This window comes from Cyclonatronum sp., from assembly GCF_022565315.1.
Taxonomy (GTDB): Bacteria; Bacteroidota; Rhodothermia; order Balneolales; family Cyclonatronaceae; genus Cyclonatronum.
The window spans coordinates 1-24247 of record NZ_JAIUMX010000053.1 but is presented as its reverse complement, the minus strand read 5'-3'; the positions used below and the strand labels follow the sequence as shown (position 1 = coordinate 24247).

Here is a 24247-nt window from a genome sequence, read left to right as displayed (position 1 = left end):
TTCTACATCCCATTCACACTTCCTCTCACAGCTTCGCTGCCGTCAGTCACAAAACCGGCGTTTTGGGGTGCTTTGGTAAAAAAATAATGTATTGAAACCCCGCTCTATTTCAAATTAAGAATGTGGCATTCGTCTTGTAAATGTTGTATCAATATTGCTTTTTTGAATACCATAGCTCTTTAATTATGACATCACGCGTAAGATTTATAAGCACGTCCGGTCCCAATAAGGCCGTTTCTGTCAGCAGGCGGTAATCCGCGAAACGGGTTTCCTGCTGTACTTCCAGCAGAAGGTCAGTCGCCATCCCTCCGGTTTTTCTGTGCAGCGTTGGCAGGTGTTGTGTGCGGCTTGTATCTTTCGGGGCAGCCGCACTTTTTTGGGCACCTTCATCCTTCCTCTGTCAATCCAAAAGACCTTCCCACACAACTGATCCGAATCTATGGACACCGATAGCACCCCCGATTTTGTTAAGGCCCGCATGTTTGCCAGGGCCAAGGAGCTTCATCTCCATGCCATACAGCGGCACATTTTTATTTGTGCCGATCCGGCCGAGCCCAAATGCTGCCGGGCGGAGTTTGGCATGGCTTCCTGGCAGTACCTCAAATCCCGGCTCGATGCGCTCGGGCTGAGCGGCAGCGGCGGGGTGTACCGCAGCAAGGCCGGCTGCCTGCGCGTGTGCCGTCGCGGTCCCGTAGCCGTTGTGTATCCGGAGGGGGTTTGGTATCACTCCTGCACCCCGGAGGTGCTTGAGCGCATCATTCAGGAACACCTCATCGGCGGCAAACCGGTAGCCGAGTTTATGTTCTCTCAAAACCCGGGTCCGCAGGAGCTGCCGGATACCGAGTGAGCCCCCCGGCTGCTTTTGATATTTCACGCAGAGTCGCTAAGTCTCAAAGTTTTTTAGGGAAGCTTCTACTCCGGTTCGGCTGCATGAAGCATCATTCGGGATAGCCGGTCAGGCGGGTTGCCGGTTGCCCGCCCGCTGTGCAACATTCCCCTGCTAGCCCGGGTCTGCGTTTGGTATTCCCGCGCCTTGCCGCTCAGTTTCTAAGCAGGGCATGGGTTTAACCGCAGCTGACCTTCACCTCCCCCTTCTCCGTTTCAGGCTTTTTATTTCTGCAATCCCCCGCATTTTCTGCGGGTTTGGTGAGGTCTGATTTTGTACATTAAAGTTTAGCTCTTTGTATCCGACCTTTAATTTTTTGTTTGATTTATGACTGATATCGACATTGCTCAATCGGTTGAGCTGCGCGACATCCGCGAAATTGCGTCACGCTGGGGTATTCTGGAAGATGATCTGATGCTGTACGGCAAGCACAAAGCCAAGCTTCCGCTCCACCTCATTAATGAGGAGAAAATTGAACAGGCCCGGCTTGTGCTGGTTTCGGCCATTTCGCCCACGCCCGCGGGCGAGGGCAAAACGACGGTCACCATCGGCCTGTCCGAGGCCATGAATCAGACCGGCCGCAACACCATCCCCGTGCTCAGGGAGCCTTCTCTTGGTCCCGTTTTCGGGATGAAGGGCGGCGCTACCGGCGGCGGCTACGCGCAGGTGCTGCCCATGGAGGACATCAACCTGCATTTCACCGGCGATTTTTCAGCCATCGAAAAGGCGCACAACCTGCTTTCAGCGCTCATTGCCAACAACCTGCATCAGGTGCGGGATAACCTCGATATCGATCCGCGTACCGTGCACTGGAAACGGGTGATGGATATGAACGACCGCTCGCTGCGGCACATCATCACGGGTTTGGGCGGCACGACTTCGGGCATCCCGCGGGAGACCGGCTTCGATATTACGGCGGCCTCCGAAATTATGGCGATTTTGTGCCTCGCCGATGATCTCGAAAACCTGAAGGAGCGCTTCGGCAATATTTTTGTCGGCTTCACCTTCGACGGACGGCCCGTTTACGCCCGCGACCTGAAAGCGACCGGCGCCATGGCCGCCCTCATGAAAGATGCCATCAAACCCAACCTCGTGCAGACCATCGAGGGCAACGCGGCCATCATACACGGCGGACCCTTTGCCAATATCGCGCAGGGCACCAATTCTGTGATTGCCACCCGCATGGGGCTTTCGCTGGCCGATTACGTGATTACCGAGGCCGGCTTCGGTTTTGATCTCGGTGCCGAGAAATTCTTCGATATCAAGTGTCGTGCGGCGGGGCTTAAGCCGCAGGCCGTTGTGCTCGTTGCCACCATCCGCGCGCTCAAGTATCACGGCGGGGCACCCTTAAACGAGCTCAAACGGCCCGATGTAGCCCGCCTCAAAGCAGGCATCCCGAACCTGGAAAAGCATCTCGAAAACATTGGTCACTTCGGCGTGCCCGCGGTGGTAGCCATCAACCGCTTTGCGACCGACAGCGATGAAGAGATTGAGGCGCTTCAGGCCCATTTCGAAGGCACGGGGGTGGAGATTCACGTTGCGGATGTGTGGGCCAAAGGCGGGGCCGGGGCACACAGCCTGGCCGATGCCGTTGCGCGCATCACCGAAGCGAACGATACGAAGTTCACGCCCCTGTACGACAACGCCTGGAGCGTTGAACAGAAAATCGAGGCCATCTGCCGCACCATTTACGGCGCCAAAGCCATCGACTACACCCTGCAGGCCCGCAAAGATCTGCGCAAAATTGCGGAGCTCGGGCTCGACAAGCTGCCGGTCTGCATCGCCAAAACGCAGAAATCGCTCTCCGATAACCCCGAGCTGCTGGGCCGCCCGAAAGATTTTATCGTAACCATCCGCGAAATCGAACTCGCCGCCGGCGCCGGCTTCCTCATCCCGATTACGGGCACCATCGTGCGCATGCCCGGCCTGCCCGCCCGTCCCGCCGCCGAATCCATAGATATCGACCGCAACGGCAAAATAACCGGCCTGTTTTGAGGAAGGTTGATTTGTTCGCTTCCGGCCCCGAAAATCAAACCGGCTCAGAACAGCAGCCATCCCTCACGAAAATCGATTACGCCCGGGCGCGAGCAAATCCCCTCTCGAGAGGGGTGCCCCCAACCCTGTATCATTCAAAGACTTAAAAGCTGTACCAACACCAAGCCCTGCAAGTGCACCGGGGGTGACGGGGCGGGGTGTGAACATCACGACACCCGGATTCAGCCACGGAAATCAAAAATACCGGGCTTAGGGTGGTTCTCTGCCGCGCCCCGGTTCTGCTCAAAAACCTGCATTAAGCTTCAAGTCCTGAACCGACAGGCCACACCCCGCCCCGCCGTCGGGTGCTTTAGCTGTATCAGAGAGCAAAAGATCAGGACCGTTATTTTTCAGGGTGAATTCCGTGCGCATCACTGTCTTTGGTACCAACCCGACAGCTCCCAATCCTGCGGCATTTCCCTTGCTTTTTTCTTTCCGATGCCGCAAAAATAATCCGCGCAAATCCGCCCTGATCCGCCAAATCCGCGTGCCATCACCGGGCTTAAAACGAAAACCCGACCATCAGCTCAAGCGCGGTTGTGCGGAAGCTGTCAACCCCGTCGTCGAGGTTGGAGAAAATGCGGGTGTAGCGGCCTTCGAACAGCAGCGACTGCTGTGCCGATACGGGCACGCGCAGCCCCAGGCCGAGGTTGAGGCCGGTTGAGAGGTTTTTGTACAGGCTTATGACATCCGCTTCGCGGAAGGCTTCTTCCCCCTCAGCCGTGAGCACCATGCGCCCTACCCGTGATTCGGTGCTCGTGAGCCAGCCCAGCATTACCCCGCCCTGCACAAACGGGCGCAGGCCAAACACTTCGTACTCGCGCATGAGGGGCAGGTTGAGCATCACATAGGTGAAGCGGTTTGTGAGCTCATCGTTGGTGAGCAGCTGCTCCGGCGGGTTGGGCAGCGGGTAAGGAATTACGGTGCTTCCGCCGCGGGTGGTAAAAAAGAGCTCCGGCTTAAATGTTACCCCGTTGAGCGGTACCGGAACTTCAGCGAATACCCCGACCGAAAAGCCCGGTTCGTAGTCGTAAGCTACCCCGGCGTAGAGGTTGGTTTCGAATGCGGTGATGCGGCTGTTGTTTGTGTTAAAGCCGGCCATAACCCCAATCTTAAACGGACGCGGCGCACGCTCGAAGCGATCTACCCGCCACACCGCGGTTTCGGTTTCGCCGCTGCATTCAAAATAGGTACCGAAGGCCCGGGCCATGCCCTGTTCGGTATAGCGGAAGGCGCGTGCGGCCCGCTCATGGTTCCGCATAAAAGTGCCGCACTCCCCGAAAACGGATTCGAGCTGCATCACGTAAAACCCGCGCTGCAGGTAAATGAGGCGGTTTTCGCCCGGTCTTATGAAGAAATCGGTGCGTTCGCGGGTAATTTGTGTGGAGTACAGGGTAACCGATGCGGTGATGTCTTCCCGGATGAAAACGGTCTGCAGGCCTTCTTCATCGAAATCGCCCTGTACCGAGTACCAGGTGAAGCCGCCGTCGGTGCCGTAAGAGTACACCTCGTAGGGGCGGAAAATGCGGAAGGTTGATTCCCCCTCCGGCCGGAACTGCACCCGCCAGGAATGATCGTAGGCATCGGCAAGCAGCACCTGCCCGCGCAGGGTGTCGGCATCTGTGGTTATCAGAAAGCCGGGCGCGAACGTGGCGTTCTGCCGGGCATTTAATTCGGATGCGGGGGAAACAAGATGAATAGCAAACAGCACAATAAGCGCTGCAAAGGCAGATCGTACCGCAGTAACACTACCGTTCATGGATGGCTTGGTTGGTGAAAAATAGTTTGAAGGCAAAATACTGATTTTCACACAACCTGAAGACAGCTTCTTTGGAATGATGAAATCCCAAACTAGGCCCGCCTACATGTGCTGCAGCAGGCCGTCGAGTTTTTGCAGGGTGAGGTGCAGGTTCGATACGGTGCGCTCACTTTCGGTGTGGTAAACCGGGTCGTAGAGGGTTTTGTAGTCGTCTTCAAGGGCGCGGCGGTTCAGGCGCAGCCCGTGCCGCTGCAGGATTTCACACACGGAATCGGCGTTCTGCTTCAGGTGCAGGCGCGTGCTTTGGTAGGCGTAGTTGCAGACTTCCTTGCGGGAAGAGAAGCTGAAGATGTTGGTGAAGAACATGCGGTAGTCGGTCGTTTTGGGCTCTACCACAATGAGATCCTGACCGCTGTATTCTTTTTTGTAGCGGTTGATGCCGATGTTCATGCGGGAGTGAATCATGGTGCGGAAAGTCTGCGACAGCACTGCGGGGAGTCCGCGCTCGGCAAGCAGCCGGTCGAGGGGCAAATCCCCGTTGCCGTTTTGCGGAACCGTTGCTTCGTACGGCACAATCGGGTTGATGCAAATGGTGAGGTCGGCCCCTTCGCTGAGCGCAACGCTTGCGTGCACCGTGCGCTGCGCTACGCCGTCGATGTAATCCCGCTTTTTGATGCGCACCGGCGTGTAAACAGCCGGCAGGGCCGTACTTGCCTGCACGGCAAGGCTGATGGGCACATCATCGTAGCCCACACTGCCGAACACCACGCTGCGGCTGGTGTCGAGATCTGTCGCCACAATCCGCAGGCGGGTTTTGAGCTCGCGGAAGTCGTCGGTGCGGCCGTCGTAGGAGAAGTTTTTCTGCATGTACTCCCGGATCGGGGTGTTGTCGAAAACGCCCACCGGCAGCAGCTCGGTGATGCGCGAGAGCGAGCCGCCCAGCGAAATATCGCCGGGGTACCGCATATAATCCCACATCATGGAGGCAAACATAAAGGGAATGTGCCCCACCCGGCTCAGGTATTCGCGGTAGGCCGGGTTGTAGAAAGTGGAAGGCGTGATGGGGTGCACATTGTGCTGATGCGACAGAATGGCACGGCTCATTTGCCGCGGCGTGATGCCGTTGGCAAGGCTTGCCGTAATGATGGCACCGGCGCTAACACCTACATAAACATGCGCTTTGGAAAAATCGATGCCTTCTATGGCCTCCTCGAGGGCACAGAGGGCGCCGATTTCGTACACGGCACCTTCTATGCCGCCGCCTGCGCAGGCGAGTCCGATACGGGGTTTGCGGGTAGTTTCACTCATTTAAAAAAAGCGGTTTTTTAAGTTATCCGCGCTAATGTAATCATTTATTGGTTAACCAAACAAGAACACTGTTACGTGCCCCGTTAAGTCTGCTTTTCTTTGCAAAAGGAATGTTTGTTACAGATTTTCCCTTTGGTATCAAAAGCTTGCAGCGCATGGCTTCAGCTAAGCCGGGCTGCTTTCCGCTGCCGGACTCTGCCGGCAGTTTTTTTTCACCTCAACCAACTTATCTCCATGAACAGACGTGAGTATCTGAAGAAATCATTCGCGGGCGCAGCCGTTTTGGGTGCTGCAAGCCTGGGTTTACCCTCAAGTTCCTTTGCTGCAAAAGTTGCAGCCGACACCTGGCGCGACGGGCAGTATGTCCTTCCCGAGCTCAAATACGCCTACGATGCCCTTGAGCCGCATATCGACGCCCAAACCATGGAGCTGCACCACAGCCGGCATCATCAGGCTTATGTGAACGGCCTCAACAACGCGCTCAGCAAACTGGCCGAAGCACGCGAAACCAACGATTTCTCCATCGTGAAGCACTGGAGCCGCGAGAGCGCCTTCCACGGCGGCGGGCACTTTCTGCACGCGATGTTCTGGGAAATTATGAGTCCGAACGGCAGCGGTGAGCCCCGCGATACCATGCTTCGCAATGCCATCAACCGCTCATTCGGAAGTTTTGACGGGTTTAAGCGCCATTTTAAGGCAGCTTCGAATGCCGTTGAAGGCAGCGGCTGGGGCATCATGGCCTACGAACCGAACAGCGGAAACCTGGTGGTTCATCAGGCAGAGCGTCAAAGTGATCTCACGCTTTGGGTAACCCGCCCGCTCGTGATGGTTGATGTATGGGAGCACGCCTACTACCTGCGCTACCAAAACCGTCGCGGCGAGTATGTCGATAACTTCATGGAAGTCGTGGACTGGGATGTCGTTGCTGAAATGTACGAAGCAGCTGCATCCGCCGGCTAAGCAAGCGGATGAGGCGCAGAAGCCCATCCATCGTTAAAATAAATCACAAAAAAACCCGGACTTCTCACGCAGAGAAGCCGGGTTTTTGTTTTTCAGGGTGATGTGATCCGGGTCGGGCCGAAGTGCTTAGCGTGCGGTCGGCACCGGCTCACCCACAATTTTCTGAACGGTTGCAATAATGCCGTCGGCGTCGAGGCCGATTTCGTGGTGCAGCTGCTTTTGGCTGCCGTGCTCTACAAGGCGATCGGGTACGCCCATGATGGTCATGCGCGGGCGCTGCGGCAGTTCGCAGAGGTACTCGGCAACGGCGCTGCCGAAACCGCCCTGCTTCGCGGCATCTTCAATGGTAATGACGTGCTCATAAGCGGCGGCAATTTCATCAAGAAGCGCGGTATCAAGCGGCTTCACAAAGCGCATGTTGTAGTGGCTTATTTCGATGCCCATAGCGCTGAGCTTTTCGGCGGCTTCAATCACGTAGTTGCCGATGGTGCCGTAAGAGAGCACGGCTACGCGCTCACCCTTGCGCACCTGCTCGCCTTTGCCGAGCGGCATCTGCTCAAAGCCCGGTCGGAAACCGGCTCCGGTGCACTCACCCCGCGGATAGCGGATCCCGAAGGAGCGGTCGGTGTAGCAGGTTGCCGTGTAGAGCATGTCGCGCAGTTCCTGCTCGTTCATGGGCGCACAGAGTACCATGTTGGGCACGCAGCGCAGGTAGCTGATGTCGTACAGGCCGTGATGGGTCGGGCCGTCGGCACCAACAAGGCCGGCGCGGTCCATGGCAAAAACGACCGGCAGTTTCTGCAGGGCCACATCGTGCAGCGCCTGATCGTAGCCGCGCTGCAGGAAGGTGGAATAAATGCCGGCGAAAGGAATTTTGCCTTCCGTAGCAAGACCCGCCGCAAAGGTAACGGCGTGCTGCTCGGCTATGCCCACATCGTAGCAGCGGTCGGGCATTTCCTTCATCATTTTGAGGAGTCCGGTGCCGCTCGGCATGGCAGGCGTAACAGCTACGATGCGGTCATCCTGCTTGGCCATTTCGATAACGGCATCGGTAAAAATATCCTGGTATTTGGGCAGGGATGGCTTCGTGCTTTTAACAGCGAGGGACTTGCCGGTAATTTTATCGAAAGGGCTGCCCTGTGCGTGCCATTTCACCTGATCTTTTTCGGCAGGCGCAAAGCCTTTGCCTTTCACGGTAACGACGTGCAGCAGTTTAGGACCCGGAATGTGCTTCAGGTCTTCGAGATGGCGCACGAGACCCTTCACATTGTGGCCGTCAACCGGGCCGTAGTATTTGAAGCCGAGCGCGCGGAAGAGTCCGCCGGGCGTGAGCGCCGAGGTGAGGGCGGCTTCCATTTTGGAGGCCACTTTCCGCATTTTGTCGCCCGCCGAGCGGAAGTGTCCGAGCATGTCGTACACATCATCCCGGAAACGGTTGAAGGTTTTCGAGGTCGTAATATCGGCCAGATATTCTTTGAGAGCGCCCACATTGGGGTCGATCGACATGTTGTTATCGTTGAGGATAACGGTGATGTCGTTGGGAATATCACCCGCATGATTCAGGGCTTCAAACGCCATTCCGCCGGTCATGGCACCATCGCCGATTACGGCCATTACGGTGCGCTTCTCCCCTTTCATTTTGGCGGCAACGTCCATACCAAGGGCCGCCGAAATAGAAGTGGAGCTGTGGCCCACACCGAAGGTATCGTACTCACTTTCGCTGCGCTTCGGGAAACCGGAAAGGCCTTTGTACTTGCGGTTGGTATAAAAATTATCCCGGCGGCCGGTCAGGATTTTGTGGCCGTATGCCTGATGACCCACATCCCACACGAGGCGGTCGTGCGGCGTATCGAGCACATAATGCAGGGCTACGGTCAGTTCCACAACCCCGAGGCTCGCCCCGAAATGTCCGCCGTGCACGGATACGATATCTATAATATAGTCGCGGAGTTCGAAGCACACATCGTCGAGCTGTTCGCGGCTGAGTTTACGCAGGTCGGCAGGGGAGTTAATGCCTGCCAGCAGCGGACCGGGTTTAATTTCTGGTAGATTCATGAGGGTTGGGTGTCGTTTTGTTTTACTTGTTCGACCTGCAGTTCGGCCTGTTCCAGAATTTGGCTGCAATAACGCGAAAGCTTCAACCCCCGCTCAAAATACTCAACCGATTCCTTCAGCGGCAGATCCGGTTTTTCCAGCTGTACTACCACCTGTTCGAGACGGCTGAGGGCCTCTTCAAAGCTTAAATCTTTATTTTGCTCTGTCATATAGAAATTATTTTGGAACAACTACCAAACAAATTACGCCTTAAGCGCACAAATTGCATCTGCCCAAAGGCAATCCATTCAACCGTATGGCATGGTGCATCGTTCAACCGGTTTGCGCTGGTGTAAATCTTGTAAAGGCTTAGCCTGCAAACAGCTGCAATTCCGGCAAGTCTGCCGGCTTTGAGCAGGCGATTTAAACCAGCTGTAATCGGTTTTGTAAAATCCTCAGGCCGCCTCCGTTTTCGGTGGCACGCAGCACCGGTACAGCGCTGTGTTTTGGGGTAGTGTGATGCGTACCGTGCCCTCATCCGGGATTTGACCGATAGCAGCCTGTTCAGGCTTGGAAATTGATCTTTTATTAATTCGGATGAACAGTTTTTGGCTAATTTTGTATTTCCGGATGAACAAAATAAGTCTTATTTTGTTCATCCGGAAATACAACTCATTTTATCCCCAACCGCAGGTCCACACAATCATGGAACATCTCTACGAACAATCTGATGCGCAAATCCGCCTTGCGGCTGCCGCAAGACCTTTCCGGCGGTACCTGTTTGGACAGATACACTGGCAAAGCCGCCTGATTGGCATCCTTGGTGCCCGGGGAACCGGCAAAACCACCCTGCTGCTTCAGTATCTCAACGAAACATCCGACGGAGCTCCAGCAGGAGTTTACCTGAGTCTTGACGACCTCTATTTTTCGGCACACAATCTTTCAGAAACGGTATCCGAGCTGTACAAATCAGGGGCCCGGCGGATTGCGCTCGATGAAGTTCACAAATACCCGCGCTGGTCGCAGGAGCTGAAAATGCTCTGCGACCGGTACCCTGAGCTGCAAATTGTGTTTTCGGGTTCCTCCATCATAGATATCAGCCGGCAGCAGCATGATCTGAGCCGCAGGGCTGTGATGTATCAGCTGCACGGCCTCTCGTACCGGGAGTATCTCGAGCTGCGTCACAACATTGTGATTGAGCCTCAGACCCTGACCGACCTCCTCAGCCGGGGCAAAGAAATCACAGCCGGTTTAGACCCTTCTTTTCGTCCGCTGCAGCACTTCGGGCACTACCTGCAGTTCGGGTTTTACCCGTTTTTCCTTGAGGAAGAAGCAACGTACATGATCCGCCTGAATCAGGTCGTGCGTACCATTGTGGAATACGATATGGCCGAGATGGAAGGCTTTGATGTTCGCAATTCCCGCAAAATTCTTCAGCTGCTGAGTCTGCTTTCCACAAGTGTGCCGTTCAGACCCAACATTTCAAAGTTGTCCGAGAAAACCAGTATCAGCAGAACAACCCTGCTCAGCTACCTCCACCTGCTCGAACAGGCACAGCTCATTTCGATGATGCACGCTGCCGGCAAGAGTACTTCTATGCTTCAAAAACCGGAAAAGATCCTGATCAGCAACCCAAACCTCATGTACATGCTCAGCCGCGGGGAGCCTGACGCGGGCAGTGTGCGGGAAAGCTTTGCCCTTCAGCAGCTTCGCGTTAAGCATCAGGTCAGCTATCCGGCAAAAGGTGATTTTTTGGTTGATGATACCTTCACCCTCGAAACCGGCGGACCCGGCAAAGGCCGGCAGCAGCTTCAGGGTACAGAGAATGGATTTGTGGTTTCTGACCGGCTCGAATATCCCACAGCCAACAGAATCCCCCTCTGGATGCTCGGACTGCTGTACTAAATTAATTAATATTGCACATCCCGCCTTTATAAAGCCTTTGCTTAACATTTAATACTTACCTCGCAGCCATCCCCATGCCAGCTCATAAGTCGAAAACCATTATTTCCCGAAATCAAAGACATCCTCGGGGGCACGCCCGTATTTAAGGGTACGCAGGTGCCTGTAAAAACGCTTTGGGACTACCTGAAATCGGGTGATTCTCTTGATGCATTTTTGGAAGACTTTCCGTCCGTGCAGAGAAATCAGGCTGTTGCCCTTATTGAAGGTGCCGGGCAGCATACAGCTTCCTTCATCCGTTAAGCGCGCAGCAATCGGCTTGCGATCTCCCGCTTTTCCGTTGCCCATGTCCGGCGGGTTGGGTACTTTGGGGTATGCAAACTCCGAATCCATCAGCAGAACAAAAACGGGCCGAAATCACGCAGCGTGAGCCCATCGCCGCCATCGCAACGCCTTCGGGCGAGGGCGGTATTGCCGTAATCCGGGTATCCGGGCGGGACAGCATCGCGCTGGTTCAGCGCATCTTTTCGGGCGCCGACCTCACCGCTAAAGCAAGCCATACCATACACTACGGCTGCATCACCCGAAACGAACGCATCCTCGATGATGTGCTCGTGAGCCTGTTCCGCGCCCCGCGCTCCTACACGGGCGAAGAAACCGTCGAAATTTCGTGTCACGGCGGGGTGATTAACACGCAGCTTGTGCTCGAGGCCGTGCTTCATGCCGGCGCACGGGCAGCCGAGCCGGGCGAGTTTACGCAGCGGGCCTTCCTGAACGGCAAGATCGATTTGTCGCAGGCCGAAGCCGTAGCCGATCTCATACACGCACGCAGCAAAAAAGCCGCGGAGAGTTCGCGTCAGCAGCTCGAAGGCAAGCTGGGCGACTATGTGAAGGTTTTCCGGCAGCAGATTATTGATGCGACGGCCATGATTGAGCTGGAGCTTGATTTTATTGAGGAGGATGTGGAATTCGCCAGTCGCGACGACCTCCGCAGGCTCTTTACTGACCTTGTGAGCAGCATCGATCAGCTGCTCGAAACCTACGAAACCGGGCGGATCGTGAAACATGGCGTCCGCACGGTTTTTGCCGGCGCACCCAATGCCGGCAAGTCAACCCTGCTGAATACGCTGATGGGCCGCGAGCGGGCCATTGTTTCGGATATCGCAGGCACTACCCGCGATGTGATCGATGCCGACTGGAGCTACGACGGGCTGCTGTTCACCCTCACCGATACGGCCGGGCTGCGCGTGACCGACGATGCAATCGAGGCCGAAGGCGTGCGCCGCTCACGCAAGGCGGTTGCCGAAGCCGACCTGGTGCTGTTTCTTTCCGACCTCCAAAATCCTGACCCGCAGGATGCGCAGGTTATGGCCGAAATCAGGGCGCAGTGGCCTGAGAAACCCCTGCTCGTTGTGGGCACCAAGGCCGACCGCAAAGAGCTGCTCAAACAACCCGCGGAAGCGCAGGCGCGGATCAGGCACGACATCGAAGTCTCGAGCCTTGAGGGCACCGGCATAGACGAGCTGAAGCGCATGATGAAGGATGCCGTGCTGGAAAACCGCGACATCGATACTTCGGGCCTGCTCGTGACCTCGAGCCGCCATCGGGATGCCCTCGAAAAAACGCGGCGGCACGTGCACACAGCCCTCAAAGGGCTGGACACCGGGCTTACCGGCGACCTGCTCTCCATCGACCTGCGCACGGCGCTTCATGAGCTGGGAACCATCACCGGGGAAATCACCACCGAAGATCTGCTGGATTCCATTTTCTCGCGCTTCTGTATCGGAAAGTGACCCGGCGCAAACCGGAATCTGCTGAGAGGTATTTGAAGGCCGGAAGCCCATCACCCGAAAAAACTCAAGACCGCACAGCAAAACAAAACGCAGCATTTTTGAACGACCTAATACTTTTGATTTTCCTTCAATGAGAGCTTACGACGAACAGGCGCTGGTGAGCGGCATCCGCAGCGGAAACCGGCGGGCACTGGCACGGGCCATCACCCTGGCGGAAAGCACCCGGGCCGCCGATATGGAGCTGGCGCAGCGTCTGCTGCAGCAGCTCATGCCGTACACGGGCAGCTCGGTGAGGTTGGGCATTACCGGCGTGCCGGGGGTGGGCAAAAGCACCTTTATCGAAGCCTTCGGCCTTAATGTGGCCGCACAGGGCAAACGTGTGGCGGTGCTCGCCGTAGATCCGAGCAGCCCCTACACCGGCGGCAGCATTCTGGGCGACAAAACCCGCATGACCGAACTCAGCCGCCTGGAAGAAGTTTTTATCCGGCCCTCCCCTACCGGCGGCACGCTTGGCGGGGTGAGCCGCAAAACCCGGGAGAGCATTCTGCTGTGTGAGGCGGCCGGCTACGATGTGGTGATTGTGGAAACCGTGGGCGTGGGGCAGAGCGAATACGAAGTGGCTTCTATGGTTGATTTTTTCCTGATGCTGATGCTGCCCAATGCCGGCGACTCCCTGCAGGGTATTAAGCGCGGTATTATGGAGCTGGCGGATCTCATCCTGGTGAACAAAGCCGATGCCGGTTTCGAAAAGCGGGCCGATGCCGCCCGGCGCGAGTACCTGAATGCCCTGCACCTGCTGCGGCCCAAATACCCGGGCTACACGACCGAGGTGAAGCTTTGCAGCGCCCTCTACAACAACGGTGTGGCGGATGCCTGGGAGCACGTGCTCGAGTATCTGGAACGCATGCGGGCTGACGGACACTTCGCCCGAAACCGAAACCGGCAGCTCATACACTGGACCCGCCGCCTCACCGAAGAACTTTTGCTCGCCCGGCTTTGGGAGAGCCCGGCGGTAAAAAAAAGCTGGGATGAGGAAACCGGCCGCATCCGCATCGGGGATACTACGCCGGTACTTGCGGGTCAGGCACTTATCGAAGTCTTCCGGCAAAACAGCAGTGCGGAGCAGCCGTTATCACCGCAGGCAAATACAACTAAGACCGCTGATTAAGGATTGCAAAACGGGCTGGAAGGGCTTTTTTGGGCATTTTAATAGCGGTATATTGGGAATTATTGAATTTAAGCTTGCTGTAGCACTCTCATTCAATCAACAAAATCATCATCATTAATTTAATCTCATGGAAACAGCAGCAGATCTCAGTTTTAAACCCCTCACCCATTTCACGGAAGACGAGCAGATGCTGCGCGACGCGGCAGCCGAATTTGCCAAAACCGCGGTGCTTCCGCTGGTTCACAAAATGGACGAAGAAGCCAAACTTGACCCCGAACTGGTGAAGCAGTTTTTTGAGATGGGGCTGATGGGCATTGAAGTTCCGGAAAAATACCAAGGGGGCGGCGGCTCTTTTTTTATGTCGATTCTGGCCATCGAAGAAATCGCCAAAGTTGATGCTTCCACCTCCGTTTTTATGGATGTGCAGAACACCCTCGTTAACAACGCTTTCCTGAATTTCGCCGACGACTACCTCAAGGAAACCTACCTGCCGCGGCTCGCAACCGATACCGTTGGCGCCTATGCCCTTTCTGAGGCCGGCTCCGGCAGCGATGCCTTCAGCCTGAAAACACGCGCCGAAAAGAAAGGCGACGAATACATCCTTAACGGCAACAAACTCTGGATCACCAACGGCAATGAAGCCGATATTTTTCTGGTATTTGCCAACATCAATCCGGAAGCCGGTTACCGCGGCATCACCGGCTTTGTGGTTGAGCGCGGATTTGAAGGATTTTCGGTCGGCAAGAAAGAAGACAAGCTCGGCATCCGGGCGAGCTCCACAACGGAACTGATTCTCGAAGACTGCCGCGTGCCGGCCAAAAATGTAATCGGGGAAGTCGGCAAAGGCTACAAAATCGCCATCGAGACCCTGAACGAAGGCCGCATCGGCATCGGCGCACAGATGATCGGCATTGCACAGGGTGCTTTTAACGCAGCCGTTGCCTACTCCAAAGAGCGCAAGCAGTTTGGCAAGGCTATCAGCGAGTTTCAGGGACTGCAGTTTCAGCTCGCGAAAATGGCCACCGAAATTGAGATGGCCCGCCTGCTCGTGTACAATGCCGCGCGCCTGAAAATGGCTGGTCAGCCGTTCCTCAAAGAAGCGGCCATGTGTAAGTACTACGCCTCCGAAGTTGCCGAGCGCGTTTCTTCACAGAGCATCGAAGTATTCGGCGGCTACGGCTTCGTTAAAGAATACCCGGTCGAGAAATTCTTCCGCGATTCCAAAATCGGCAAGATTTACGAAGGTACCTCCAACATGCAGCTGCAAACCATCGCCAAGCTGATTCTTTCCTGAAAAGCTGTGCCGCAAACCGGCCGCTTAAAGTCATCATAAAAAAAGCCGGTCGCCTTGGGGTGACCGGCTTTTTTGTTTTCAGGAAATACTATTCACCAAAAACATAGTTTTTTGATGAATGTACTCACCGAAAAAGTTAATATTTGGTGAATAGAACCTGATATTCAGTAACATCCCATTCACAAACCCTGCATACGGCCTCTCTGCCTGACTGTTTTTGGGATGCGCTTCTCGCCCAAATACGTTCTGCGGATTACTTATTCACCAAAAACATAGTTTTTTGGTGAATGTACTCACCTAAAAAGTTAATATTTGGTGAATAGAACCTGATATTCAGTAACATTTCATTCACAAACCCAGCATACGACCTCTCTGCCTGACTGTTTTTGGGATGCGCTTCTCGCACGAATACGTTCTGCGAATTATCTATTCACCAAAAACATAGTTTTTTAGTGAGTGTATTCCCTAAAAAAGTCTATATTTGGTGAATAGAGTCTGGCATCCGCCAAATGTCCACCTGAACCTGTTTTATCCGCAGCCAGATGATTGACCGTACTTTAAGCGAGCGCATCACCAAAACCCTCTTTGGCGGTAAGGCCGTTATTGTGCTGGGTGCGCGGCAAACGGGCAAAACGACCCTGCTGAAATCGATTACGGAGCAGCAGCCGAACCGCATGCAGCTCAACTGCGACGAGCCCATTGTGCGGACACAGCTGCAGGATGCCAACCTTTCAGACCTTCGAAACATCATCGGCGATACGCGTCTGCTGTTTATCGATGAAGCGCAGCGCGTGAAAAACATCGGCCTCACCCTCAAGCTCATCACCGATAACTTCCGGGAGGTGCAGCTGCTGGTGAGCGGCTCATCGGCGCTCGACCTGGCAAGTGAGTTTAAGGAGTCGCTTGCAGGCCGCAAGCGCGATTACACGCTTTACCCCGTGAGCTGGCAGGAGTTTTCGGCACATGCCGGCTTTCTGCAGGCCAAGTCGCAGCTGGAAAGCCGCATCCTGTACGGGATGTATCCGGAGGTGATTACCACCCCCGGCGATGAGGAAGAGCTGCTGTATGAACTGATTGACAGCTACCTCTACAAAGATCTGCTGAGCTTTGAGGGTGTCCGCAAACCGGATTTGCTGAGCAAACTGGTGCAGGCCCTTGCGCTGCAGATCGGGAGTGAAGTTTCCTACAACGAGCTCGCGCAGATTGTCGGGGTTGATAAAAACACCATTTCGAGCTACATCGACCTGCTTGAAAAAACCTTCGTAGTATTCCGGTTGCCCGCTTACAGCACCAATGCGCGGAATGAAATCAGCCGGTCGAGGAAAATCTACTTTTTTGATACCGGCATCCGGAATGCCGTTATCGGCAACTTCAACCCGCTCACGCTGCGCACCGATACCGGGGCGCTGTGGGAGAACTTTCTGATTGCCGAGCGCATGAAAATGCTGGGCAACAACCGCATCCGTGCGGGCATGCACTTCTGGCGCTCGGTTACCCAAACCGAGGTGGATTATGTGGAAGTCCGGGCCGGACAAATCCGGGCGTTCGAGTTTAAATGGAATCCGAAAGCCAAAAAGACCAAACCCCGTGCCTTCCTAAACAGCTACGATGCGGAGCTTACGTTTATCGATCGCGACACCTTCACCGCTTTTGTACTCCCTGAATAGGCAGCCATGAATCCTGATGAAACACGCACCGAACATCCGCTGAGCAGGCACCCGGAATGGACCAGCGTACTCGATGAGGCACCTCTGCCCGATCCCGCTGAGTTTGCCATCCGCGGCCGTTCTGCGTGGGGCGACCTCACCCCGGCCATAGCCGAGCAGCTGTTCTGCTACCGCAAGGCGGAGAAAAAACTGGCGGGCTTTCATCAGCGGGGCTGGCTGTACCGCAGGCTTTCGCTTGAGCAGTGCAGCGGTACTGCGGCGGCGGCGTACAAGGCCGGGCTGTTTTCGGGCCGGCTTTGCGTGGACCTCACCGGCGGGCTTGGCATCGACAGCCTGGCCTTTGCCGACCGTTTTGAGCAGGTTCACCATGTGGAATCCGTACCGGAAATCAGTGCGCTGGCCCGGCACAATCACCGGATTTCGGGCAGGGGACACATCACCCATTACACCCAAACCGCGGAGGATTACCTGCATGCCTTCAGGGGGCAGGCCGACCTCATCTACGCCGATCCCTCCCGGCGCGACGAGCAGGGGCGCGTGTTCCGGCTGGCGGACTGCCTGCCCGATATCCCGGCGCTGCTGCCGGTCCTAAGGGAGAAGGCACGAAATGTGCTCATCAAGCTGTCGCCGCTGTACGACCTCGTGCAGCTGCTGCGCGAACTGCCCGATACCGAGTTTGTGCAGGTCGTTTCCCTGCGCGGGGAGGTGAAGGAAATTCTGGCAGGATGGGGCACGGAGCAGAAACCGGAACCGGCTAAAGCCGCAGCAGTGAGCGCGGTGCTGCTCGATGATGACGGGAAGGTTCGGCATCAGTTCCGCAAGGCCATGCCCGGCACGGTGATTCCGGAGGTTTCGGGTGATGCGCTTCGTGCCGGTGATCTGCTGCTGCTGCCCGATCCGGCTGTCGGCAAGGCCGGCGCAACCGAAACCGTAGCACAGCAGCTCGGGCTGAAGCGGCTAAGTCCGGCAACTGACCTGCTTTCGGCGGATGCCGGATTTGTTCCGGAAGCTTTCCCCGGACGGGCCTTCCGGCTTCTGGAACTGCTGCCCTTCCACAACAAAAAGCTCAAAAAAGAACTTGCCGCCCGCAAGCTGCAGCGGGTGCATGTGTACCGGCGCGGTTTCCCGCTGGAAGTGAGCGCACTGCGCAGCAGGCTGAACCTCAGCATGGGCGATGAGGGCCATCTTATTTTTTTTACCGACCGGGATCATCAGAAATGGTGCGCAAGCTGCCGGCTGCTTTAAGCGCAAACTCTTCGTGAGGGCAGCCCTGCTCCCCTTTTATAGCTAAGGCAGGTGTGCCCTGCATTTTGTATATTGTGCGGCTAACTCAAAACCGATACCAATACCTGTATGATTTATACTGAAAAGACTTTTTTCCTGTGCCGGATCCCCCTGAGTGCCGAGGGCATGCAGGATGTGGAAGTGCTCACCAAAGCCGTAAACATCGAAGATTTCCCGCGTGTATTTTCTGACTATGAAGAAAAGAGAGCGCACGCCTTCAACGACGACGGCCTTTTCAGCGTAATCCGCGCGGACGAACTCTTCACTATTGTGCGCACTTCAAGCGAGAAGATGGCCCGGGAAATGGCTTTTGATGAAAGCCGCTCCTACCTCATCACCAACCTGCAACACCGGGTGATGCAGGGCAAAGATGCCGAAGCAGCTGCCATCCTCCGGAAAGTGCACGAAGTCGAAACCAGCATTTAACCGCAGCGCCTGCAGTACAGGCGGTGTTATCACACGACAGATATGTCTGAACTCAAAAACCGGCTGCTGATTCTTTCTGAAGAAATTGTTGCCCACTCCGACCGGCTCGATGAAATCGAGTTTGAGGAGCAGAGCAGCGAGCGGTTTGAAATTTTTCGCAAACTCAGATCCGTTGGCGACGAGTTGCTGGAGCTCAGTGAGCAGGCAGACCCTGCCCCCGATGATTTTGCTTTTGCGCAGTTTGCGCTTGGTTCGGTCTGTGCGCTGCTCGGGTATCACGAAAAAGCCGAAGCGGCCTACGATACCGCCCTCGAACACTGGCCCGACCATGTGGGCATTCTGAATGAAGCGACCGATGTGCTTGTGGAGCTCGGCAAGTTTCCGAAAGCGAAATCTTTTATACAGCGCAGCATTAAACACGGGGGCGAAACGCCGGATATTCTGTACAACCTGGCGTCTGTTACCGCACACATGGGAGATACGGCTGAGGCGCGCATCATCCTGATTAACACCCTTGCGAAGTTCCCGCATGATGCCGGCTGCAAAGCGCTGCTTCAGGAACTCGACAAAGCTTCTTCTGCCAGCTAAGGCACATCCATCCTTCCTTTTTCCGCACAATCGTTTCATCTATGCCTAAACCCAAAAGCTTCCGCTACACCGTGCTCTTCGAAGATGCGCATCTGATGGCGATTGACAAACCCGCCGGTCTGCTCACGGTGCCCATCCCCGATATGCCATCTGTAAACCTGCAGCTAATGGTGCAGCAGGATTTCGGCAAGCGGGTGAGACCCGTGCACCGGATTGACCGCTACACCTCCGGCATCGTGGTTTTTTCCAAAACGGGCCGGGTGCATCATCAGCTGGTGAAGCAGTTCCGGAACCGCGAGCCGCGCCGGGTTTATCAGGCACTGGTGCGGGGCAGGGTAATGCCGGAGTCGGGCACACTGGTGCATCACCTGAAGCTCATCAAAACAGGGTTCCGCAATATCATAGTGGGTGAAGACAATCCGGAAGGCACACGGGCAGAGCTCAAATATCAGGTAATTGAGCAGTACGCCAAAGCTGCGCTGCTGCGGGTTGAGCTGGTTACCGGCCTGAAAAATCAGATTCGTGTTCAGCTAAGCGAAGCGGGTTACCCGCTTATCGGCGACCGGCACTACAGCCCCGGCGAAGAAGACGAAAAATGGATTAACCGACAGGCCCTGCACGCCGCCGAGCTAAGCGTGATTCACCCCGTGAATCAAAAAAAACTCACTTTTAAAAGTCCGCTTGCTCCGGATCTGAAAAAGCTCATACAGCATTACAAATCTATGAAATAGGGCTAATCCTGGGTCGGAAATACAGCGGAAGGCCTGCATCGCGGGGGATGAGATCAGTACCGCAGTTTCATTGATTTTTTTCGGCGAGTATAATCATACGGGGAAGTCCTTCATTACTTTTATCGTACAGCTGCCCGTCGTAGGTGCCATAAACCCGGGAAACCCGGAGTCCGAACCCGGCAAGCTCGTCTTCAAACCAGCTTAGCCCGTACAGCTTTACCTGCTCGGCAAACTCCTGCACAGCGCCTGTCTCCCGGTTCCGGAAGCGCATGTTTTTAATAACGATGTCATTTTCGACCTTTCTTGAAATCTGCAGATCGTAGCTTTCAAGCTGCTTCTCTTCGGAACTGACGAGGCCATTACAAACGCAGGCCGGGTTCAGGTAATCTATCACAAGCGCACCCGCGTGCGCCACGGCGTCGCACATATTTTTAAGGATGGCGCTGTTGGCTTCATCCTGCGTCATATAGCCGAAACTGGTAAACAGGTTCACCACGAGCGGCCACTGACCCGGCAGTTTTTCGCGCATATCGTGCGTGCGGAAGCTCAGGGGCAGCTCAGGAAACTTTTCAGCAGCGATACGTCCGGCCTTTCGGATGGCATTTTCTGAAAGATCAACCCCGGTTACCGAATACCCAAGCTGAGCAAGATTAAAGCTGTGCCTGCCCCGTCCGCAGGCGATATCAATCAACTCATTGTATTGCTGAGACGGGTAATGCTTGGCGATAAGATCAGCGAGTTTCTTTGCCTCGGCATAATCGCGGTGTGCGTACAGGGCTTCATATAGCGGCGTATCGAACCAGGTTTCGAACCAGTGCTGTTTTGAATCCAAAGTTAATCCTTCATTTGGGCAAACCGACGGAAGTTTCGGTAATGCAGTGAGATTACAAACTTAACCAAGTGCATAAGATAGCATAAACGGGTTCACAGAAACACCCAAATAAACAGATTAGTATTCCGCTTTTCCATCTGTAGCAAAGCTTTGGCCACAATAGTTTTTCATTTAATAATGAAAGATACTTCGAAAAATTTAAGCGTTTTTCTCGTGTATTTAAATATGATAATCTAAATTGAATAGTGGATTTAGAGATATCCCTGCCTAAGCCAAAAGCTGATTTTGTGCATATCTGTATCAGACTTTTTTCAGGAGAATGGCAAATCAAAAATCAATCTTTCGGATAATTACGGCAAAGTTAACACTGTTACGGGTGTCGGTTTTTTGATAATTAAGTTTATATTAAATCCTTAAGCAAAAGCGCTTCCAACATGCTCCGGCCCATACTAAATAAACAACGGGGCAAAAAAATTGCGGCCTTTTGACTAATAGCTGTTTTGTGGGAGGTATGATACAGGGACTCATGCAACAGAACACTACCCGAATGCTGCTCACCACTTAACAGGCCTGTCAGACTGTTATAAATTGAACTAACCACTCACAATTACATCCTTATGAACAAGTTTACTACAATTCTGTTTGTGTCTATGCTGCTGTTTGCTGTACAGGCGCTTACACCCCACCAAGCTGCTGCACAGTCGGTAACGGTTGAAGGTACCGTTGTTGATGCACGCAACGGCGAGCCTTTAATAGGGGCCAACGTAGTCGTTCGCGGTACTGTTGCCGGGGTAGCGACAGACATTAACGGCCGATTTTCCTTAACTACGAATCAGTCACTGCCTTTTGTGCTGAGGGTTACAAGTGTCGGATACTCAAGTGCTGAAATCACGGTTTCAAATGAACAGCTAACCGGGCTTACTATTCGCCTGCAGGAGCAGGCCTTCTTTGGTTCTGAAGTTGTGCTGTCTGCTTCCCGTGTAGAACAAAGTGTGCTTCAGTCGCCGGTATCTATCGAACGCATGGATATTATCGCCATCCGTGAAACGGCTGCACCGAACTTCTACGACGCCCTTGCAAACCTCAAAGGTGTTGATATGTCGGCTCAAAGCTTAACATTCCGCTCCGTTAACACCCGCGGTTTTGCAGCTAACGGTAACACACGTTTCGTTCAGCTAATTGACGGCATCGACAATCAGGCGCCGGGCCTCAACTTTCCGGTTGGTAACGTTGTAGGTATTTCGGAGCTTGACCTTGAGAGTGTGGAGCTGATTCCGGGTGTGGCTTCTGCCCTTTACGGTCCCAATGCCATCAACGGTATTCTGCTGCTTAACAGCAAAAGCCCCTTCGACTATCCGGGACTTTCTGTAAGCATTAAAACCGGTATTAATCACCTTGACGGCCGTGATGATGACCCGTCTCTTTATCAGGATTACTCGATCCGGTATGCGCAGCGCATCAACGACCGCTTTGCTTACAAGGCTAATTTTTCGTACCTGCGCGCAAGCGATTTTATCGGCGTTGATTTCCGTGATCAGGGGCCGGCTACTTTTGGTGCTGTAGAGCGGGGTGAGACCTCAGCCAATGGCAATCGCGTGTATAACGGCGTGAACGTGTACGGTCAGCCGCTGCTCACCATTGGAAACATTGCTGACGGACTTATTGCGGGCGGCAACACTGCAATTGCCGGAATCCGCAGCCTGCTGCCCGACGGGGAGCTGGGCGCCTTCACCCCTACCGGATACACTGAATCTGAATTTGTTGATAACCTCACTGAATCTCTGAAATTCGGGGGTGCTGTTCACTACCGCATCAGCGATAATCTCGAGGGTCTTGCGCAGTTCAACTACGGGCAAGGCAGCACAGTTTACACAGCCAATGACCGTTTCGTACTCAACAACTTTTCGATATGGACCGGTAAAGTAGAGCTTCGTAACCCCAATTTCTTCCTTCGTGCATATACTACTCAGGAAGATTCAGGTGATACTTTTGCAGCCAACACGCTCGCATCTCTGATTAACGTCGAAACCTTTGTACCAGCCTACTTCCAGGCTTTCGCCGGAGCGCGCACACAGGGTGCAACCGTTGAGCAGGCGCATCAGATTGCGCGTCAGGCCGGTGAAGCCGCTCAGCCCCGTCCCGGATCAGCTGATTTCCAGGAGCGCTACGACCGTATCCGCAGCATTCCGATTTCTGAAGGCGGTGCGAAATTTCTTGACAATTCCGGCCTGTACCATGTGGAAGGCCTTTACAATTTCTCAGAGTTTATCGATCCTGACCTTGTAGAAGTAATCGTTGGCGGTAATTTCCGCCGTTTCGCACTGAACTCACGGGGTACCCTTTTTGCACTTCAGGACAACGGCGATGAGTTTACGATGGATGAGTTTGGTTTCTACACACAGCTTTCCAAATCGTTTATGGACGGCCGCCTGAACATGCAGGGATCTCTGCGGTACGACAAAAATGAAAACTTCGAGGGGCAGCTGTCACCCCGTATTTCTGCTGTGTATGAAGTCGTGCCAAACCACAACCTGCGTCTTTCTTATCAGCAGGGTTTCCGCATCCCGACTACACAAGATCAGTTTATCGATCTCGACGTAGTTACCCGCCGCCTTGTTGGTGCAAACCCAACCCTGGTTAACCGCTATAATTTCGAAACAAACACCGTTTACCGTACCGAATCGGTTGAAGCCGCCCGCCTTGCACTCGCTTCCGGTCGTGACGCTGCTTTTGCCCGCTCAAGATTAGTGGCAGTTGAGTTTGATGAATTCAAAACTGAGAAAGTAGGTACCATTGAAATAGGCTACAAAGGTCTGTTCGGTAACCGCCTGTTTGTTGATGCCTACTACTACTACAGCGAGTACACCGATTTTCTTGCTGAAATTGATTTCACCCAAGGTATTCCTAACGGCCTGAGAGAAATGCCTGATTTCAGCACCTTTGATCCGAATACTGCTGCCGGTCAGGATGCCATCATCAATCAAACCGTTCGCACACAGCGTTTCGGCTTTGATGTGAACGCAGATGGTGTTGTTAAAGCACACGGCTTTGCCGTAGGTGCTGATTATGCGCTTGGCCGCGGCTATACCGTTGGCGGTAACCTCACCTACAACGAGCTGATTTCAGCCAAACGCCTCGAAGAGCAAGGGTTCAGTGCCGGGTTTAATACACCAAAATGGCGCTATAACCTTTCGTTTCGCAACCGTAACGTAGGCAACAATGTTGGCTTCAACATCGCATGGCGCTGGCAGGATGCTTTTGTTTGGGATTCAGCAATTGGCGAAGGCGTAATTCCTGCTTTTGGCACCCTCGACGCACAGGTAAGTTACCGCATCCCCAACATGAGCACCATTGTGAAGCTCAGCGGAAGCAACATACTAAACGAGCGATACACTACCTCTTTTGCCAACCCTTCAATGGGCGCAATTTACATGGTTACCTTCACCTTCGATCAATTCCTGAACTAATAATTTCCGACGATTATCATGAAAATTATTTCCAAATCTCTAATAGCGCTGCTTTTTGCAGCATTGGTTCTGTTTGGATGCGATGGTGCGGAAGACTCCCTCGTAAACAGCAGA

General features: G+C 54.4%; 20 protein-coding genes. 14 read left to right on the top strand and 6 right to left on the bottom strand.

Annotation, left to right across the window (positions count from 1 at the left end):
* Nucleotides 1-478 precede the first annotated feature (478 nt).
* Both LAT75_RS09540 and LAT75_RS09535 read left to right on the top strand, forming a co-directional pair.
* A complete protein-coding gene (locus LAT75_RS09540; protein ID WP_363320548.1) occupies nt 479-847 on the top strand; it encodes a (2Fe-2S) ferredoxin domain-containing protein in 369 nt (122 codons plus the stop codon).
* A gap of 366 nt (nt 848-1213) precedes the next feature.
* Entirely contained in the window at nt 1214-2881 is a 1668-nt protein-coding gene (locus tag LAT75_RS09535) for a formate--tetrahydrofolate ligase (protein WP_291482427.1), read from the top strand.
* Nucleotides 2882-3163: 282 nt separating this feature from the next.
* On the opposite strand, the gene LAT75_RS09530 is transcribed toward LAT75_RS09535, so the two are convergent.
* From LAT75_RS09530 to LAT75_RS09520, 3 genes are all read right to left on the bottom strand, one after another.
* Complete coding sequence (locus LAT75_RS09530; protein ID WP_291482426.1) at nt 3164-3382, bottom strand: hypothetical protein; 219 nt, start codon at nt 3380-3382, stop codon at nt 3164-3166.
* A gap of 40 nt (nt 3383-3422) precedes the next feature.
* Entirely contained in the window at nt 3423-4715 is a 1293-nt protein-coding gene (locus LAT75_RS09525; RefSeq protein ID WP_291482425.1) for a porin family protein, read from the bottom strand.
* 66 nt (nt 4716-4781) lie between these two features.
* Nucleotides 4782-5987: a patatin-like phospholipase family protein gene (locus LAT75_RS09520; RefSeq protein ID WP_291482424.1), complete on the bottom strand. Its 1206-nt coding sequence runs from the start codon at nt 5985-5987 to the stop codon at nt 4782-4784.
* Between the two features lie 234 nt (nt 5988-6221).
* On the opposite strand from LAT75_RS09520, the gene LAT75_RS09515 reads away from it, so the two are divergent.
* Entirely contained in the window at nt 6222-6947 is a 726-nt protein-coding gene (locus LAT75_RS09515; RefSeq protein WP_291482423.1) for a superoxide dismutase, read from the top strand.
* A gap of 126 nt (nt 6948-7073) precedes the next feature.
* On the opposite strand, the gene dxs is transcribed toward LAT75_RS09515, so the two are convergent.
* Both dxs and xseB read right to left on the bottom strand, forming a co-directional pair.
* A complete protein-coding gene (gene dxs, locus LAT75_RS09510; protein WP_291482422.1) occupies nt 7074-9002 on the bottom strand; it encodes a 1-deoxy-D-xylulose-5-phosphate synthase in 1929 nt (642 codons plus the stop codon).
* A complete protein-coding gene (xseB, locus tag LAT75_RS09505; protein ID WP_291482421.1) occupies nt 8999-9211 on the bottom strand; it encodes an exodeoxyribonuclease VII small subunit in 213 nt (70 codons plus the stop codon). Before xseB ends, dxs begins: the two co-directional genes overlap by 4 nt.
* A 475-nt stretch (nt 9212-9686) precedes the next feature.
* Between xseB and LAT75_RS09500 the strand changes: the two genes are divergently transcribed.
* The 10 genes from LAT75_RS09500 (at nt 9687) to LAT75_RS09455 (ending at nt 19834) form a co-directional block, all read left to right on the top strand.
* Nucleotides 9687-10886 (top strand): AAA family ATPase, encoded by a 1200-nt coding sequence (locus tag LAT75_RS09500; protein WP_291482420.1) that lies wholly within the window; start codon nt 9687-9689, stop codon nt 10884-10886.
* Nucleotides 10887-10970: 84 nt separating this feature from the next.
* Entirely contained in the window at nt 10971-11186 is a 216-nt protein-coding gene (locus tag LAT75_RS09495) for a DUF433 domain-containing protein (RefSeq protein ID WP_363320547.1), read from the top strand.
* Between the two features lie 71 nt (nt 11187-11257).
* Nucleotides 11258-12676 (top strand): tRNA uridine-5-carboxymethylaminomethyl(34) synthesis GTPase MnmE, encoded by a 1419-nt coding sequence (mnmE, locus tag LAT75_RS09490; protein ID WP_291482419.1) that lies wholly within the window; start codon nt 11258-11260, stop codon nt 12674-12676.
* A 130-nt stretch (nt 12677-12806) separates the two neighbouring features.
* Nucleotides 12807-13844, top strand: a complete 1038-nt coding sequence (gene meaB / locus LAT75_RS09485; protein ID WP_291482418.1) for a methylmalonyl Co-A mutase-associated GTPase MeaB — start codon at nt 12807-12809, stop codon at nt 13842-13844.
* 127 nt (nt 13845-13971) lie between these two features.
* On the top strand, nt 13972-15138 hold the full coding sequence (locus LAT75_RS09480) for an acyl-CoA dehydrogenase (protein WP_291482417.1): 1167 nt from the start codon (nt 13972-13974) through the stop codon (nt 15136-15138).
* A 542-nt stretch (nt 15139-15680) separates the two neighbouring features.
* Nucleotides 15681-16805: an ATP-binding protein gene (locus LAT75_RS09475; protein WP_291482416.1), complete on the top strand. Its 1125-nt coding sequence runs from the start codon at nt 15681-15683 to the stop codon at nt 16803-16805.
* Nucleotides 16806-16811: 6 nt separating this feature from the next.
* Nucleotides 16812-18050 (top strand): hypothetical protein, encoded by a 1239-nt coding sequence (locus LAT75_RS09470; RefSeq protein WP_291482415.1) that lies wholly within the window; start codon nt 16812-16814, stop codon nt 18048-18050.
* Between the two features lie 108 nt (nt 18051-18158).
* Complete coding sequence (locus tag LAT75_RS09465) at nt 18159-18515, top strand: hypothetical protein (RefSeq protein WP_291482414.1); 357 nt, start codon at nt 18159-18161, stop codon at nt 18513-18515.
* 42 nt (nt 18516-18557) lie between these two features.
* Nucleotides 18558-19103 (top strand): tetratricopeptide repeat protein, encoded by a 546-nt coding sequence (locus LAT75_RS09460; protein ID WP_291482413.1) that lies wholly within the window; start codon nt 18558-18560, stop codon nt 19101-19103.
* A 41-nt stretch (nt 19104-19144) separates the two neighbouring features.
* Nucleotides 19145-19834 carry a pseudouridine synthase gene (locus LAT75_RS09455; protein WP_291482412.1) on the top strand — a complete coding sequence of 230 codons (690 nt, stop codon included), beginning with the start codon at nt 19145-19147 and terminating at the stop codon, nt 19832-19834.
* Nucleotides 19835-19901: 67 nt separating this feature from the next.
* On the opposite strand, the gene LAT75_RS09450 is transcribed toward LAT75_RS09455, so the two are convergent.
* Nucleotides 19902-20666 carry a class I SAM-dependent methyltransferase gene (locus LAT75_RS09450; protein ID WP_291482411.1) on the bottom strand — a complete coding sequence of 255 codons (765 nt, stop codon included), beginning with the start codon at nt 20664-20666 and terminating at the stop codon, nt 19902-19904.
* Nucleotides 20667-21283: 617 nt separating this feature from the next.
* Between LAT75_RS09450 and LAT75_RS09445 the strand changes: the two genes are divergently transcribed.
* Nucleotides 21284-24133, top strand: a complete 2850-nt coding sequence (locus LAT75_RS09445; protein ID WP_291482410.1) for a TonB-dependent receptor — start codon at nt 21284-21286, stop codon at nt 24131-24133.
* Nucleotides 24134-24247 lie beyond the last annotated feature (114 nt).